Genomic DNA, 14,602 nt, shown 5'->3' on the forward strand with positions numbered 1-14,602 from the left:
TTAGCGCTCGCTGTCCAGCATCGCCATGAGCGGTGCCGCGTACCGGGTGCCGGAGACGGATCCGGGCGGCACCGCGGCCTCGATGGCGTCGAGCCGCGAGCGGTCGAGCTCCAGCGCGGCCGCGGCCACGGCGGGGCCGACGCGGGACGGGCGGCTGGCGCCGACGAGGGCCACGATGGACTCGCCGCGCGACAGCACCCACGCGACGGCCAGCTGCGCGATCGACACGCCGAGGTCGTCGGCGATCGGGCGCAGCCGCTGCACGAGCGCCAGGTTCGCGGCCAGGTTGTCGGCGCCGAACCAGGGCAGGTGGCCGGTCTCGCCCGAGTCGCCGCGGTACGCCCCGGTCAGCAGCCCGTGCGCGAGCACGCCGTAGGCGGTGACGCCGATGCCCAGCTCGCGGCACGTGTCGAGGATGGCGCGCTCGGGGCCGCGGGCGAAGAGGGAGTACTCGATCTGGACGTCGGCGACCGGGTGCACCGCGTGGGCGCGGCGGATGGTCTCGGCGCCGACCTCGGACAGGCCGACGTGGCGCACCCAGCCGGCCTCGATCATCTCGGCGATCGCGCCCACCGTGTCCTCGATCGGCACCGCGGGGTCGAGCCGGGCCGGGCGGTAGATGTCGATGTACTCGGTCCCGAGGCGCCGCAGCGAGTAGCCGAGCGCGCTCTTGACGTGCACGGGGCGCGCGTCGAGGCCGATGAACCGGCCGGCCGGGTCGCGCAGGCCGCCGAACTTGTCGCTGAGCACCACCCGCTCGCGGTCGCCGGCGCGCAGGGCCCGGCGCAGCAGGTCCTCGTTGTGGCCGTTGCCGTAGAAGTCGGCGGTGTCGATGAGCGCGATCCCCGCGTCGATCGCCGCGCGGACGGTGGCCACGCTCGCGTCGTCGTCCGGCGTGCCCTGGGACATCGGGCCGCAGCCGAGGCCGATCGCGGGCACGAGGGGGCCCTGGGTGCCGAGTCGCCGCATCTGCATGCGGCCGACGCTACCGGCGCGGGTTACAGATTTCAAATTTTGTAATCTGAACGCCCGGCCGGGCGATCGGTACACGACCCGGCGCCGGTCCGCGCCGTCAGGGGCCGGTCGTGAGGCCGAACGTGCGGACCTCGCCCATCACGTCGAGGACGACCTCACCGGCGTCGACGCGGTAGGACCACGGCGGCTGCACCGGCGCGGACCACAGCTTCTCGCCGTCGGTCGTCCACGCGCCCAGCTCCAGCTCGGCCGACATCAGGGCCACGCGCCCGTGCCGCCGCCACTGCCAGAAGCCGAGCGCGGCCTCGTCCTGCCACTGCCGCCGCCAGGCGCCCGAGCGCGCCTCGTACGCGAGCAGCCGCGTCCCGGCGCCGACGAAGACCTGCCGCCGCTTCGGCACCAGCAGCACGCCGGGCGGGAAGCCGGGCCCGGCGGGGGAGTACCGCTGCGTGACCACGAGCGCGGGCCAGTCGTGCGTGCCGTCCCCGACCGCGGCGAAGACGAACCCGTCCGCCTCGTCGCCGGGGAAGTCCTCGACGAGCTCGGCGTGGCGGCGGTACAGCCCCAGCATCGCCGGCGGCGCCGCTGCCACGGCCACGCGCAGGTCCCCGGACACGATCTCGACCAGTCCCTCGGATGCGGCGCTCACCGCCAGATCATGCCTGGTCGCGGCGCCCGGCGAGGGCTGGTGAGAGCTGATCCACACCCGCCGGCCCCGGTGCCGGCACCGCCGCGTGCCCGCGAGCGTGCGAAAGGCCGGACGTGACCCGCGCGCGCCGCGAGGTCCATGCCGGCGCACACCCGGGGCCAGGGCGGCGCGCCCGCGGTTCAGGCCAGGTCGAGCCGCAGCCACGCCGCGAGGTCCGCGATCTCGGCCCGCACCGCAGCGGCCAGGCGCTTGGGGAACGGCGCGTCCTCGTGCACCGCGTCCACCCGCAGGACCCCGGCGCGGTGGTCGGCGGCCGCGTCGAGCTTGCCGACGAGCCGGTCGCCGTGCAGGATCGGCAGCGCCCAGTAGCCGAAGCGGCGCTTCGCGGCCGGCTTGAACATCTCCAGCTGGTAGTCGAACTCGAACAGCTCGGTCATGCGCCTGCGGTCATAGACCAGGCGGTCCAGGGGCGAGAGCAGGGCGGTACGACCGGAAAATCGGGAATCCAGCACCGCCGGGTCCACGCGCCACTCGCCCCTGACCCCGTCGACGACGGCCGGCTCGCCCGCCGAACCGCCGCGGGCGATGCCGAGCGAGCGCAGCCGGCGCACGTCGCGCTCGTGCCGCGCCTCCTGCAGCGACGGGACCTCCACGTCCGGGTACACCCGCTCCGCGAGGTCGTACAGGCGCGGCCCGGCCACGGCCACCTCGCCGCGCTGGATGAGCGCGTCCAGCATCCGGTTCACGTTGCGGTTGTTGTTCCAGCCGGACGAGCGCCACCGCACCACGCAGGTGTCCGGCAGCGCCCGCGCCGGCAGCGGGCCGTCGGCGCGCAGCCGGGCCAGGATGTCGAGCCGGCAGCCGGTGTTCGCCTCCACCCAGACGCTCAGCCCCTCCTGCCAGTCGTGCACCGGCCAGGCGTCCATCTCCGCGCGGAACAGCGCGACGTCCTCGGGCACCAGGATCATCCCCTGCAGCTCGATGAGCGCCTGCTCCTCGAGCGCGTCGCGGAGCCACTGCGGGTCGTATGACGAGCCGAGGCGGCTCCACAGCACGAGATCGGCGCTGCGGGCGACGTACGACGCCGGGTCGTTCTGCAGCTCCCACAGCGCGCGCACGGTGTCGGACAACCCGGTCGGACGCTCGGCCCCGAGCAGCTGGGCGCGCACCGCGAGACGGCGGGCGTCGGCGCGGGAGAGCGTTATCACGGGCCTACGTTACGGTAGCCGGGTGGAGATCCGCCTGCTCGGCCCGATCGCGCTCACGGCCGGGGGGCGGCCGCTCGACCCCGGCCAGCCGCGGCAGCGGGCACTGCTCGCGGCCCTGCTCGTCGACGCCGGCCGGGTGGTGCCCGCCGACTCGCTGGTCGAGCGGGTCTGGGGCGACCGGCCGCCGGCGCGGGCCCGGCACGCGATTCAGGTGTACGTCTCCCAGCTGCGCCGCCTGCCCGTGCCGATCGGGCACCGGGCCGGCGGGTACGTCGCCGAGGTCGCCCCGCACGCCGTGGACCTGCACCGGTTCGCCGAGCTGGCCCGCGCCGGGCGGCCCGGCGAGGCGCTCGCGCTGTGGCGCGGCCAGCCGCTCGAGGACGTGGCGGGGGAGTGGGCCGACTCGGTGCGCGCGGCCTGGCACCGCCGCCGCGTCGACGCCGCCGTCGCCTGGGCGCGCACCGGCGCCGACCTGGACGCCCTGGGCGCGCTCGCGGCCGAGTACCCGCTGGTCGAGCCGCTCGCCGCGGCGCTGCTGCGGGCCCTGCACGCCGCGGGGCGGGGCGCGGAGGCGCTGGCCCACTACGGGACCGTGCGGGACCGCCTCGCCGACGAGCTCGGGGTCGACCCGGGGCCGGAGCTGCAGGAGGTGTACCGCCGCCTGCTCCTGCCCGCGCAGCCGCCCGCCCCGCAGCCGCGGGAGGTGCACCGCCGCCTGCTCCTGCCCACGCAGCAGCCCGCCCAGTTGCCCGCCGGCGCGCGCCGGTTCGCCGGACGGGCCGACGTCCTCGCGCGGCTGGACGAGCTCGGGGCGCAGGACGGCGCCGTCGTCGCGCTCTCGGGCACCGCGGGCGTGGGCAAGACGACCCTCGCCGTGCACTGGGCGCACCGCGTGCGGGCCCGGTTCCCGGACGGGCAGCTGTACGTCAACCTGCGCGGCTTCCACCCCAGCGGCGCCCCGCTGCCGGCCGAGGCCGCGCTCGACGGCTTCCTGACCGCGCTGGGCGTGCCGGCCGGCCGCGTGCCCGCCGGCCTCGACGCGCAGTCGGCGCTCTACCGCACCCTGCTCGCCGACCGCAGCATGCTCGTGCTGCTCGACAACGCCCGCGACGCCGAGCACGTGCGCCCGCTGCTGCCCAGCTCGCCGGGGTGCCTCGCGATCGTCACCAGCCGCCACGGCCTCGCCGGGCTCGTCGCCGTCGAGGGCGCCGACCTCGTGCACCTCGACCCGCTCGACGCCGCCGAGGGCCGGGCGCTGCTGGCCCGCCGGCTCGGCGCCGACCGGGTCGAGCGCGAGCGCGCCGCCGCCGACGTGATCGTGCGCCGCTGCGCCGGGCTGCCGCTCGCGCTGGCGATCGTCTCGGCACGGGCGGCCCGGTCCTCGCTGGAGGACCTCGCGGTGTCGCTCGGCGCCGAGGGGCTGGACGCGCTGAGCGTCGGCGAGCCCGGCGCGGACGTGCGCAGCGTGTTCCGGTGGTCGTACGACCGGCTCGACCCGGCCGCCGCGCGCCTGTTCCGGCTGCTCGGGCTCAACCCCGGCGCCGACATCGCCACGGCCGCGGCCGCGGCGCTGGCCGGGCACCCAGCCGGAGCCGCGCTGCGGGAGCTCGTCGCCGCGAACCTGCTCGCCGAGACGGTCCCGGGGCGGTACGCCTTCCACGACCTCCTGCACGCCTTCGCCGCCGAGCTCGTGCCCGCCGACGAGCGCGAACCGGCCCTGGACCGCCTCTTCGGGCACTACGTCGAGGGTGCCCGCACCGCGACCGAGGACCTGTTCGGCGCCGGGCGCGCCTGGCTCGACCTCGAACGCGCGAACCTCGTGGCGGTGGCCGCCGCGGGGCGCCCCGGGCCGGCGATCGCACTGGCCGGGCTGCTGCAGCGCTACCTCGACCGCGACCACGCCGCCGACGCGCGCATCGTGCACACGGCGGCGCGGGACGCGGCCCGGGCCGCGGGCGACACCGCCGCCGAGGCCGCCGCGCTGGACAACGTGGGCGTGGCGCTGCGCCGGGCCGGCGAGTTCGAGGAGGCGGAGCGGCATCATCGGGAGGCGCTGCGGCTGTACCGCGCCGCCGGCGACCGCCGCGGCGAGGGCTGGGCCTGCAGCCGCCTCGGCGTCGTGGTGTGGCGGCTCGGCGACTACCTGGCCGCGCGGGAGCACCACCAGGCCGCCCTGGACCTGTTCCGCGAGACGGGCGACCGCTACGGCGAGGCGGTCCAGCTCACCTACTTCGGCGTCGGGCACCGCATGGCCGGCGAGCTCGACGCCTCGGTCGCCGCCCACCTGGCCGCCCTGGACCTCATGCGCGCCGAGGGCGACCCGAGCGGCGAGGCCGACGTGCTGAACAACCTCGGCATCAGCCACCAGCGGCTCGGCCGGCCCGGCGAGTCCCTCGACTGCCACGCGCAGGCGCTGCGGCTGTACCGTTCCGTCGGCGAACGAGCCGGCGAGGCCGACGCGCTCAACAACCTGGGCCTGGCCCTGCGCGAGCTCGGACGGTTCGCCGAGGCCGTCGAGCATCACCGTCAGGCCCTGGCCGTGTGCCGCGCCATCGGCGAGCAGCCCCTGAGCATCGAGGTGCTCAACGGCCTGGGCGCCGCGGCCCGGGCCGCCGGCGACGCCGACACGGCCCGCGCGAGCCACGCCGAGGCCCTGGACCTGGCCCGCGGCCTCGGTGACCGGCACGAGCAGGCCGTCGCGCACGACGGCCTGGCCGCGCTGTCCTCGGCCGCGGGCGACCACGACCAGGCCGTGCGCCACTGGCGGCACGCCCTGGCCATCTACAAGGACCTCGCACTGCCCGACGCCGAGCGGGTTGCCGCCGCCGTACAGAACCTGACCTCCTGAACCGGCGTACGCGTACGCCGGTTCCCCCGTTGCCGACGATCATCGCCGCCCGCCCCTAAGACCCGCTCAAGAAACGCTCAAGGCCGGGCTTGGCAACCGGAACCCGGTTCCGTATGGTGAACGGAACCGGGTTCCGTATGCGTCGAGGGAGGCCGCCCGTGGTGAGCTTCGGGATCATGACCGCGCCCATGCAGGTCGAGTACGCCGACATCGTGCGCGTCTGGCGGGAAGCCGACGCGGTGGAGCAGATCGAGCACGCCTGGCTGTTCGATCACCTCATGCCGATCGGGGGCGATCCCGCCGGGCCGATCTTCGAGGGCTGGACGCTGCTCTCGGCGCTCGCCGCCCAGACCGGCCGGCTGCGCCTCGGGCTGCTCGTCACCAGCAACCGGTTCCGGCCGCCCGCGATGCTCGCGAAGATCGCCGCCACCGTCGACATCGTGTCCGGCGGGCGGCTCGACTTCGGCATCGGGGTCGGGTCGCGGCCCGGCCATCCGCTCGCGCGGCGCGAGTACGACGGCAACGGGCTGCCGTACCTCGGCGCCGCCGACGCCACCGAGCGGCTCGACGAGGCCTGCACGGTCATCCGTCGCCTGTGGACCGAGCACGAGCCGTTCGACTTCGCCGGGCGCCACGTCCACCTCACGGGCGCGTTCGGCAACCCCAAGCCCGTGCAGCGGCCGCACCCGCCGATCCTCGTCGGCGGCCGGGCCAGGGCGACGCTGCGGCAGGTCGCCAAGCACGCCGACATCTGGAACATCCCCGGCGGCGACCTCGCCGACTGCGTGCGGCGCAGCGCGATGCTGGACGAGTACTGCGCCGAGATCGGCCGCGACCCGGCCGAGATCACGCGCTCGATGCACCTGCCCGTCGAGTCCTACGAGCGGCCCGAGCCCACCCGCGAGGCGATCGCGGCGGCCGTCGCGGCCGGGTTCGGTCACATCATCCTCAGCCCGCCCGCGCCCTACCCGGCCGGCGTGGCCCGGTGGGTCGCCGACGAGCTCCTCACCGGCTTGGCCGCGCGTCCCGCCGCGACTTGACCAGCGAGGCGACCGTGGTGACGGTCAGGGTGCCGATGATGACGCCGAGGGAGGGCGGGATGCCGATGTGCGGCGCCCACCGCACCGGGTCGCCGCCGTTGACGAAGGGCAGGGAGTTGTCCGCGAGCGCCTCGAGGAACAGCTTCACGCCGATGAAGCCCAGGACCACCGCCAGGCCCAGCGACAGGTAGACGAGACGGTCGAGGAGGCCGCCGACCAGGAAGTACAGCTGCCGCAGCCCCATCAGGGCGAACACGTTGGCGGTGAAGACCAGGTAGGGCTCGGCGGTGAGCCCGAACACGGCGGGGATGGAGTCGAGCGCGAAGATCAGGTCGGTCGTGCCGATCGCGATGAGCACCACGACGGACGGCCCGATGAGCCGGCGTGACCAGCGCACCAGGGGGTTCTCGCGGAACCCGTCGCCGTCGGGCTCGCCCTGGGTGGCCATCTTCACCGCGGTGTAGACCAGAAACAGGCTGAAGATGTAGAACACCCACGAGAAGCGGCTGATCGCGGCCGCCCCGGCGGCGATGAACGCGCCGCGCAGCACGAGCGCGAGCACGATGCCGACCATGAGCACGCGCTGCTGCTGCTCCCGCGGCACCCGGAACCGGCCGATGATGATCACGAAGACGATGAGGTTGTCGGCCGACAGGCTGTACTCCGTCAGCCAGCCCGCGTAGAACGCTCCGCCCGCGTCGCGCCCCCACATCGACAGCACGAACAGTCCGAAGAGCAGGGCGAGCAGGACATAGGCGCTGACCCACACGGCCGACTCCCGCATCGACGGCTCATGGGGCCGCCGGCCGACGATGGCGAGATCGATCAGCAGCATCCCGCCCACGCCGGCCAGCGTCGCGGCCCAGACCCAGGCGGAGACGGTCACGACCGACCACCTTACAGCGCGGGGTCGGCCGAGGCCGGTATGCGCTCGCCGAACTCCCGCCGGCGTGCTCTGCCGCTTCCGCGGCGCATAGGGCATGATTCGACGCCGTGACTCCGGATCGCCTGTGGCGTTGGATCGGCCGCTCGTCGCACCGCCTGGCCCTGCGGCACAGCCGTAGCGCGTTCGAGGCGCAGCTCGCCGGCCGCCCGGGCGGCACCGCGGCGTCGGCGCTGCTCACCGTCATGAGCCTGGTGCTGTACGCGCTGATCGCCGCGATCCTGGCCCTCGGCCTGTGGCTGAGCAGCCTGTCGTTCCCCGGCTTCGGCCTCGTGCCGGGGGTGGTGCTGATCGCCATGGCGGTGGAGCTGCGGCCGCGGTTCGGACGGGTGCCGAAGTACGCGACCGAGGTCACCCCGGCCGCCGCCCCCGAGCTGCACCGGCTGGTCGGTGAGGTGGCGGCGGTCCTGGGCGCCCCGGTGCCCGCCGTCTACGTCGAGGAGGACGTGTTCAACGCGAGCGCAACCGCGGCCGGGCTGCGCCACCGGCCCGTGCTGGTGATCGGGCTGCCGCTGTGGAACGCGCTCTCGGCCCAGCAGCGGGTCGCCCTGCTCGGCCACGAGCTCGGGCACTTCGTCAACGGCGACCCGCGCCGCGGCCTGCTGGTGGCGCCGGCGGTCGTCGCGCTGCAGCGGGTCGACGCGTGGCTCGTGCCGGTGCGCATGGGTACGGCCTCGTTCGCCACGCGGATCGTGATGGCGCTCGTGACCGGCGTGCTGCGGGCCGCGATCCTGCCGTTGCGGCTCGGCATGGCGCTGCTCGCGGTGCGCGACGGGCAGCGGGCCGAATACCGCGCGGACCGGCTCGCCGCGACCGTGGCCGGGCGGGTCGCGGCGGCAGAACTGTTCGACGTGCTGCTGCTGAGCGACAGCGTCCTGATGCTCATCAAGCGCAACGCGCGCGCCGGGCGGCCCCTCGCGCAATGGCCGGAGTCGATCGCCAAGCTGCTCGTCGAGGTCGGGCCCAACCTGCCGGCGCGGCGGGAGGCGTCGCTGGAGCGGGTCTCGCTGTTCGACTCGCACCCGCCGAACGGCCTGCGGTCGCGGGCCATGGAGGCGCTGGGCGGCGAGCCGGCCGCGCTCGTCGTGCCGCCGGACCGCAACGAGCGCATCGACGCGGAGCTGGCCGAGGCCAGTGCGCGTTCGGCCCGCACCCTCAAGCTGCTCTGACTCGGCCCCCGGGCCGCACCGGGCCGCACGCGTGACGGCTACAGCCAGACCGTCCCGAGCCAGACGGCCACGCCCGCGGCGACCAGCAGCCCGATGTTGAGCCCGATCAGGCGGGCCTCGCCGCGGGACACGTGCGTCACGATGCCGCCGACCTGGATCAGCACCAGCCCGGCCGCCGCGGCGACCGCGAGCCCCGGCGCGATCCCGGTCAGCGGCGGCAGGATCAGCCCGAGCGCGCCGGCGACCTCCAGCGCGCCGATGGCGCGCACGAGCGGCATCGGGATGGTGTCGACCCAGCCCATCATCGGCCGGAGCCGCTCCTTGCTCTGGACGGCCTTCTTGCCGCCGGCGTACAGGTAGAACAGCGCCAGCAGACCGCCGACGATCCAGTATGCGAGCTCCATGACGGCCTCCACCAGGATGGTTCCTGTTTGTAAGGGACCTCATGATGCGTCACTGTCGGAGGGCGTACAAAAGGCACACGCGTGTGCGTGAGGCACAAGGAGCTGTCGTGGACGAGTACTTCCACCCGTGCATGATCCGCGGCGACGGCGGCCGCGCGATCCGCGCCATCCTGGACCACGTCTGCAACAAGTGGACGCTGCTCGTGGTGGCGACCCTCGACCAGGACACGCTGCGCTTCACCGACCTGCACCGGCAGATCCCGGGCATCTCCCAGCGCATGCTCACGCTGACCCTGCGCCACCTGGAGCGCGACGGGCTGGTCACGCGCGTGGTGCACGCGGAGGTGCCGCCGCGGGTGGAGTACACGCTGACCGCCATGGGACGCAGCCTGCTGCCGCCGGCCCTCGCGCTCGCGGGCTGGGCGATGCAGCACGTCCCGCAGATCGAGGCCAGCCGCGCCGCCTACGAGCACCGGTCCGGCTGACCCGGCGCCGCTGCCCGAGGGCGGCGGTGCGGTCGGCCTCGCCGACCTCGCTGTCGTCGCCGACCACGGAGACGGCGGAGCGCACCACGTCGGCGGGCGCGGGCGCGGCCGCGGCGAGCACCGTGCGGCGGGGTGGTGGCGGTCGCGCGGGTCGTCAGACGCTGAGCAGGGCGATGGTCGCGTCCCGGGCGAAGTGCCGCGCCCAGCCGAGCGGGGTCGCGCCGGGCGCGGGCCGGGGCACGCCGGCCCCTATGTAGAGCGGCGATATCGTCACGTCCATGCGCATCACCGTGCCGACGGCGCGAGTGCTGGCGGCCCTGCTCGCCGCGCCCGAGGACGATCACTACGGCCTCGAGCTCATGCGGGCCGCGGGGCTGGCCAGCGGGACGCTGTATCCGATCCTCACGCGGCTCACCGAGGCCGGCTGGCTGGAGCGGCGCTGGGAGGCCGTCGAGCCGGCCGCGGCCGGCCGTCCCGCGCGGCGGCTCTACCGGCTCACCGCGCAGGGCGTGGCGCAGGCCCGCCAGGCGCTCGCGGCGCTGCGCGCCCAGCTCGGCGACGCCGCCGGCCCGGCGGGCGAGCCGAGGCCGGCGTGGTGACCCGCCGCCTCGCGGTGCTGCTGCTCGGCGATCGCGGCCGAGGGCGGGACGTCGCGGACGCCCTGAACCCCGGTCCGGGGATGCTCCCGGTGCTGGCCGGCTGCGTCACGGCCGCGCGGATTCGCGCCGCCAGTCGAACAGCACGCTGACGGCCGCCGCGATGTCCTCGACCCCCTCGGACCCGTCGACGGTGACGACCGGGTAGCCGAGGTCGCGCGCCTGGTCGGCGACGAGCCGGGCGAACGTCGCGTCGCGCTCCATCCACCGGTCGAACGCGCCCTCGGGGTCCGCGGTCCCCGCGACGAGCTCGCGGGCCCACGCCCGGCGACGGTACTGCCGCCGCAGGAACTCCTCGGTCGGCACGACGAACACGGCCCGGTCGCGCGGCACGCCGTGCGCGTCGAGCAGCTCCGGCAGCAGGGCCGCGCCCTCGGCGATCCCGGTCTCGGGCAGGTCGGCGAGGATGGCCGGGAACTCCTCGCGGCCGAGCCGGAAGACGTCCTCGACCTGCACCTCGACGGGCTGCGCGAGCCGTTCGCCGACGCTCATCGCCCGGACCTTGTCGAAGGTGGGGCCGCCGTGGCGCTCGAACGCGTCGTCGCACGAGTAGAGCGGCAGGGCCCGCGCGCGGGCGAGCAGCCCCGCGACCGTCGACTTGCCGGAGCACGGTGCTCCGCCGATCCACCAGATCACCCCACCATTCTCCATCGCGGCGGGGCGGGACCGTGCCCGGAAGCTCCAGGTCGACGACGCGCCGGTCGGGGGCGGTGAGCGGGGCTTCGCGGCTTTTGTGCGTTTGATCGATTGGCGAAAGACGATCTTCACGCGGACATAGATAGCTTGATATCAATCTCCGGACTACGCTCCTCATTCCCCTGGGAGTACGAAGTGCGGAGACCCCGTCTCGTTTCCATCGTCCTCAGCGCGGCCGCCGGGTTCGGCGTCGTGCTCGCCCTCGCGGCGCCCGCCAATGCGGCCGCGACCGACCGGTACGTCGCCCTGGGCGACTCCTACGCCTCCGGCGTCGGGGCCGACAGCTACACCGCCGAGAGCGGCTCCTGCCAGCGCAGTACCAACGCCTACCCCGCCCTCTACAACGCCAACGTCAAGCCCGCGGCCTACAAGTCGGTCGCCTGCTCGGGCGCGACCACCGCCGACGTCATCAACAGCCAGGTGTCGTCGCTGACGTCGAGCACCACCCTCGTGAGCGTCACCATCGGCGGCAACGACGTCGGCTTCACCAGCATCATGACCACCTGCGTGCTGCAGGGCGAGGCGGACTGCGTCGCCGCCGTGTCGGCCGCGGAGACCAAGGTCCGCACCGAGCTGCCCGGCAAGCTCGGCAACGTCTACAAGGCGATCAGGGCCAAGGCCCCCTCGGCGCGGGTCGTGGTCGTCGGATACCCGGTGTTCTACCAGCTCGGCACGATCTGCGTCGGGCTCAGCGCGAACTCCCGGGCGAAGATCAACGAGGGCATCAACCTGCTCGACGACACCACGAAGACGGCGGCCGCCGCGGCCGGCTTCACGTTCGCCGACGTGCGCTCCGCGTTCGTCGGGCACCAGCTGTGCAGCTACGGGGACAAGTGGCTGCACGCGCTCAACTACGTCAACCTCACCGTCTCGTACCACCCGACGGCCGCCGGCCAGTCGGGCGGCTACTACCCGGTGTTCCGCTCCGCGGCCGGCTGAGCGACCAGCAGCCGCTTCGGGGCGTGGACGATCGGGTCGTGGTCCCGCCACGGCGGGTCGGGCTCGGTGAGCTCCAGCCTCGGGAAGGCGTCGAGCAGGGCCGCCAGCGCCGCGCGCGCGGTCTGGCGGCTCAGCTCGGCGCCGGGGCAGTAGTGCCGGCCCAGGCCGAAGGACAGGTGCGGGTTCGGGCTGCGGTCCGGGTCGAAGCGGTCCGGCTCCGCGAAGCGCGCGGGGTCGCGGTTCGCCGCGGCCGTCATGGCCACCAGGTCGGCGCCCGCCGGCAGCGTGCGGCCGGCCAGCTCGACCGCGCGGGTCGTGCGGCGCAGGACGCCCAGGACCGGCGGGGCGAACCGCGCGCCCTCCTCCACCGCGGCGGCGGCCGGGGCCGGCCACGAGCCGGTGCTCAGCATCGCGTGCAGGGTGTTCACGATCAGGTTCTGGGTCGTCTCGACGCCGGCGAACAGCAGCATCGCGCTGTGCGCGGGCACGTGCGGGTCGGACTCGCCCCAGGCCGCCCGCAGCGCCGACGGGATCGGCGCCGTGGGCGAGAACGACGCCGGGGTCAGCCCGGCGATCGCCCGCAGGCCGGCCCGGCGGGCGCCGGGGTCGTGGGCGTCCGCGTCCGCGCGCTCCAGCGTCCGGGCGCGGGCCAGGAACGCCTCCGTCGCCTCGCCCGGCGCGCACAGCAGGCCGGCGACGACCCGGGCCGCCAGCGGGTGCGCGAAGTCCGCGAGGGCGTCGAACGAGGGGCCGGGCAGGTCCGCCAGCAGTCGCCGGGCCAGCGCGGCGACGGGCCCGGCCAGGGGCGCGATCGCGCTCGGGGCCAGGGCACGGGCGACCGGCGCCCGCCGTGCCGTGTGATCCGGCGGGTCCAGGAAGAACAGCCAGCGCGCGGACCAGGCGGCGAAGCCGGCGAGCAGGTCCCGGTCGGCGGCGGGGACCGGCGGGGCCACGGCCGAGGAGAACGTGACCGGGTCCCGCAGCACCGCGGCCACCTCGGCGTAACCGGTCAGCACGAACCGGCGCAGCCGCGGGTCCCAGGTCAGGCCCGGTCCCCGGGTCACGCTCCGGTCCCAGGTCGTCGGGGCCCGGGTCATGCCCGGCGCGGGGCCAGCAGGTCGCGCACCGCCTCCACAGCCTTCGCGTAGCGCGCGGGGAAGTCGCCTTCGAGCACCACGTACGGGCGGCCCAGGCGGATCAGCTCGCGCTCGGCGGCGGCGTGGAAGTCGCGGCGCTCGGCGGGGGTGTTGTGCCGCTCGTCGCCCGCGTACGGCAGGTCCGCAGCGCACAGGAGGTACAGATGCTGCGTCTGCCGCTCTGCCGCCTCGGCCAGCCAGGGCGGCGCGGCCCCGAACAGCCGCTCGCTCCACAGCCGGGCGGAGAGCAGGTCCGTGTCGCAGAACAGCGCGACCCGGGCCCGGCGGGCCAGCGCCTCCTCGGCGGCGCGCTGCCCGTGCGCGGCGAGGGCGAGGTCGGCGGGGCCGAAGCCGGGGTCCAGGCCGCGCAGGCGCTCGGGCAGCCACACGGTGTCGAACTGCCGCGCGAGGTCGCGGGCCAGGGTCGTCTTGCCGGTCGACTCGGCGCCGATGAGGCAGACGCGGCGGGTGTACCAGGCCTTGACGGGCGGCGGCAGGTAGCGCTCGTAGTCCCACGGCCCGTTGCGCACCGCCGTGCCGGAGACCGGGACGGCCAGGCGGTCGACGCCGACGAACCGGGCCCCGAGCCGCGCCGCGAACCCGGGGCCCCAGGGCTCGGCGCTGAACAGGTAGTCGGGGCGAACCTCGGCCAGGATGCGCGGCACCCACTCGTCCTGCTCGCCGCCGATCGCGGTGAGGGGCAGGTCCGGGAACAGTTCGCGCATCCACTCCCGGCGCACCGGCCACGGGATCGGGTCGTCGGGCGCGACCCGCGCGAAGAGGTGCACGCGCTCGGCGTGGGCGCGGGCGAACTCGACGAGGTACCGATGGCCCTCGTGCACCGGCAGGAACCGGCCCAGCACGACGCCGGTGCGCGAGCGCGGCCCGGGCTCGGGGCCGAAGCTCTCCGGGGTGAACCCGGCCCGGCGCCGCTCGCGGGCGAGCGCGGCGGCGGCGTCGAGCTCCTCCTCGGTCGGCCCCGGCTCGGGCTCGTCGTAGTACACGAAGCTCCCGCCGTACCACGCGATCGGTGACGGGCTCCCGGCGACGGTCACCCTCGCAGGATACGAGGGATCGACCGGGGAGTCAGGCCGGGTAGGGTGCCGCGGCGCGGGCCGTGCGCAGGGCGCCCGACCACCGGGCGAGCTGGTCGAGCAGCGTCCTGGCGCAGCCGGCCGCCTCGGCGTCGAGGGGTTCGCCGTAGCTCACGAACGCGACCCGGCTTCGCGGTCCGGTGGGTGAAGTGCCCGTCGATCGCGGCCTTCGGGGCGGCCGGGTAGCTGTGGTTGTACTCGGGCGTCACGATCATGAAGGCGTCGGCCCGCTCGAGCGCGGCCGTCAGCGGGGCCATCCCGGCCGGGCGCGGGTACTGCTCGCCGGCGTACTTCGGCGGCACCGCCGGCAGCCCGAGCGGCCGCTCCACGCCGGCGAGATCGGCCATGCCGCCACCGTCG

General features: G+C 75.3%; 16 protein-coding genes. 6 read left to right on the top strand and 10 right to left on the bottom strand.

The window, feature by feature from the left end; translation table 11 throughout:
- The 3 genes from ACQP2P_RS23180 to ACQP2P_RS23190 form a co-directional block, all read right to left on the bottom strand.
- Positions 1–975, bottom strand: coding sequence for an aldo/keto reductase (locus tag ACQP2P_RS23180; RefSeq protein WP_433604003.1), 975 nt, complete (start codon positions 973–975; stop codon positions 1–3).
- 97 nt (positions 976–1,072) lie between these two features.
- Entirely contained in the window at positions 1,073–1,624 is a 552-nt protein-coding gene (locus tag ACQP2P_RS23185) for a hypothetical protein (protein ID WP_433604004.1), read from the bottom strand.
- Between the two features lie 179 nt (positions 1,625–1,803).
- Positions 1,804–2,832 carry a DNA glycosylase AlkZ-like family protein gene (locus ACQP2P_RS23190; protein ID WP_433604005.1) on the bottom strand — a complete coding sequence of 343 codons (1,029 nt, stop codon included), beginning with the start codon at positions 2,830–2,832 and terminating at the stop codon, positions 1,804–1,806.
- 22 nt (positions 2,833–2,854) lie between these two features.
- Here ACQP2P_RS23190 and ACQP2P_RS23195 point away from each other — a divergent pair, with 22 nt between their 5' ends.
- On the top strand, positions 2,855–5,680 hold the full coding sequence (locus tag ACQP2P_RS23195; RefSeq protein WP_433604006.1) for a tetratricopeptide repeat protein: 2,826 nt from the start codon (positions 2,855–2,857) through the stop codon (positions 5,678–5,680).
- Between the two features lie 158 nt (positions 5,681–5,838).
- Positions 5,839–6,720, top strand: coding sequence for an LLM class flavin-dependent oxidoreductase (locus ACQP2P_RS23200; RefSeq protein ID WP_433604007.1), 882 nt, complete (start codon positions 5,839–5,841; stop codon positions 6,718–6,720).
- On the opposite strand, the gene ACQP2P_RS23205 is transcribed toward ACQP2P_RS23200, so the two are convergent.
- Positions 6,686–7,606: a TerC family protein gene (locus ACQP2P_RS23205; RefSeq protein WP_433604008.1), complete on the bottom strand. Its 921-nt coding sequence runs from the start codon at positions 7,604–7,606 to the stop codon at positions 6,686–6,688. The genes ACQP2P_RS23200 and ACQP2P_RS23205 overlap by 35 nt on opposite strands.
- A gap of 107 nt (positions 7,607–7,713) precedes the next feature.
- Between ACQP2P_RS23205 and ACQP2P_RS23210 the strand changes: the two genes are divergently transcribed.
- Complete coding sequence (locus ACQP2P_RS23210; RefSeq protein ID WP_433604009.1) at positions 7,714–8,832, top strand: M48 family metalloprotease; 1,119 nt, start codon at positions 7,714–7,716, stop codon at positions 8,830–8,832.
- A 38-nt stretch (positions 8,833–8,870) separates the two neighbouring features.
- Here the strand turns inward: ACQP2P_RS23210 and ACQP2P_RS23215 are convergent, their stop codons facing one another.
- A complete protein-coding gene (locus tag ACQP2P_RS23215; RefSeq protein WP_433604010.1) occupies positions 8,871–9,236 on the bottom strand; it encodes a DoxX family protein in 366 nt (121 codons plus the stop codon).
- 107 nt (positions 9,237–9,343) lie between these two features.
- Between ACQP2P_RS23215 and ACQP2P_RS23220 the strand changes: the two genes are divergently transcribed.
- Positions 9,344–9,721: a winged helix-turn-helix transcriptional regulator gene (locus tag ACQP2P_RS23220; RefSeq protein WP_433604011.1), complete on the top strand. Its 378-nt coding sequence runs from the start codon at positions 9,344–9,346 to the stop codon at positions 9,719–9,721.
- Positions 9,722–9,875: 154 nt separating this feature from the next.
- On the opposite strand, the gene ACQP2P_RS23225 is transcribed toward ACQP2P_RS23220, so the two are convergent.
- Positions 9,876–10,001, bottom strand: a complete 126-nt coding sequence (locus ACQP2P_RS23225) for a hypothetical protein (RefSeq protein ID WP_433604012.1) — start codon at positions 9,999–10,001, stop codon at positions 9,876–9,878.
- On the opposite strand from ACQP2P_RS23225, the gene ACQP2P_RS23230 reads away from it, so the two are divergent.
- Positions 10,000–10,320: a PadR family transcriptional regulator gene (locus ACQP2P_RS23230; RefSeq protein WP_433604013.1), complete on the top strand. Its 321-nt coding sequence runs from the start codon at positions 10,000–10,002 to the stop codon at positions 10,318–10,320. The genes ACQP2P_RS23225 and ACQP2P_RS23230 overlap by 2 nt on opposite strands.
- A 105-nt stretch (positions 10,321–10,425) precedes the next feature.
- Here the strand turns inward: ACQP2P_RS23230 and ACQP2P_RS23235 are convergent, their stop codons facing one another.
- Positions 10,426–11,013 carry a hypothetical protein gene (locus ACQP2P_RS23235; protein WP_433604014.1) on the bottom strand — a complete coding sequence of 196 codons (588 nt, stop codon included), beginning with the start codon at positions 11,011–11,013 and terminating at the stop codon, positions 10,426–10,428.
- Between the two features lie 195 nt (positions 11,014–11,208).
- On the opposite strand from ACQP2P_RS23235, the gene ACQP2P_RS23240 reads away from it, so the two are divergent.
- On the top strand, positions 11,209–12,012 hold the full coding sequence (locus ACQP2P_RS23240; RefSeq protein WP_433604015.1) for an SGNH/GDSL hydrolase family protein: 804 nt from the start codon (positions 11,209–11,211) through the stop codon (positions 12,010–12,012).
- Here the strand turns inward: ACQP2P_RS23240 and ACQP2P_RS23245 are convergent.
- Genes ACQP2P_RS23245 through ACQP2P_RS23255 form a run of 3 tightly spaced genes read right to left on the bottom strand, consistent with a single transcriptional unit; the run spans position 11,982 to position 14,589 of the window.
- Positions 11,982–13,076 (bottom strand): cytochrome P450, encoded by a 1,095-nt coding sequence (locus ACQP2P_RS23245; RefSeq protein WP_433604016.1) that lies wholly within the window; start codon positions 13,074–13,076, stop codon positions 11,982–11,984. The genes ACQP2P_RS23240 and ACQP2P_RS23245 overlap by 31 nt on opposite strands.
- Before the next feature lie 29 nt (positions 13,077–13,105).
- A complete protein-coding gene (locus ACQP2P_RS23250) occupies positions 13,106–14,203 on the bottom strand; it encodes an AAA family ATPase (protein WP_433604017.1) in 1,098 nt (365 codons plus the stop codon).
- On the bottom strand, positions 14,200–14,589 hold the full coding sequence (locus ACQP2P_RS23255; RefSeq protein ID WP_433604018.1) for an NADPH-dependent FMN reductase: 390 nt from the start codon (positions 14,587–14,589) through the stop codon (positions 14,200–14,202). The genes ACQP2P_RS23250 and ACQP2P_RS23255 overlap by 4 nt, the downstream gene beginning before the upstream one ends.
- Positions 14,590–14,602 lie beyond the last annotated feature (13 nt).

It is taken from the genome of Dactylosporangium sp. CA-139114 (assembly GCF_050955725.1).
Lineage (GTDB): Bacteria > Actinomycetota > Actinomycetes > Mycobacteriales > Micromonosporaceae > Dactylosporangium.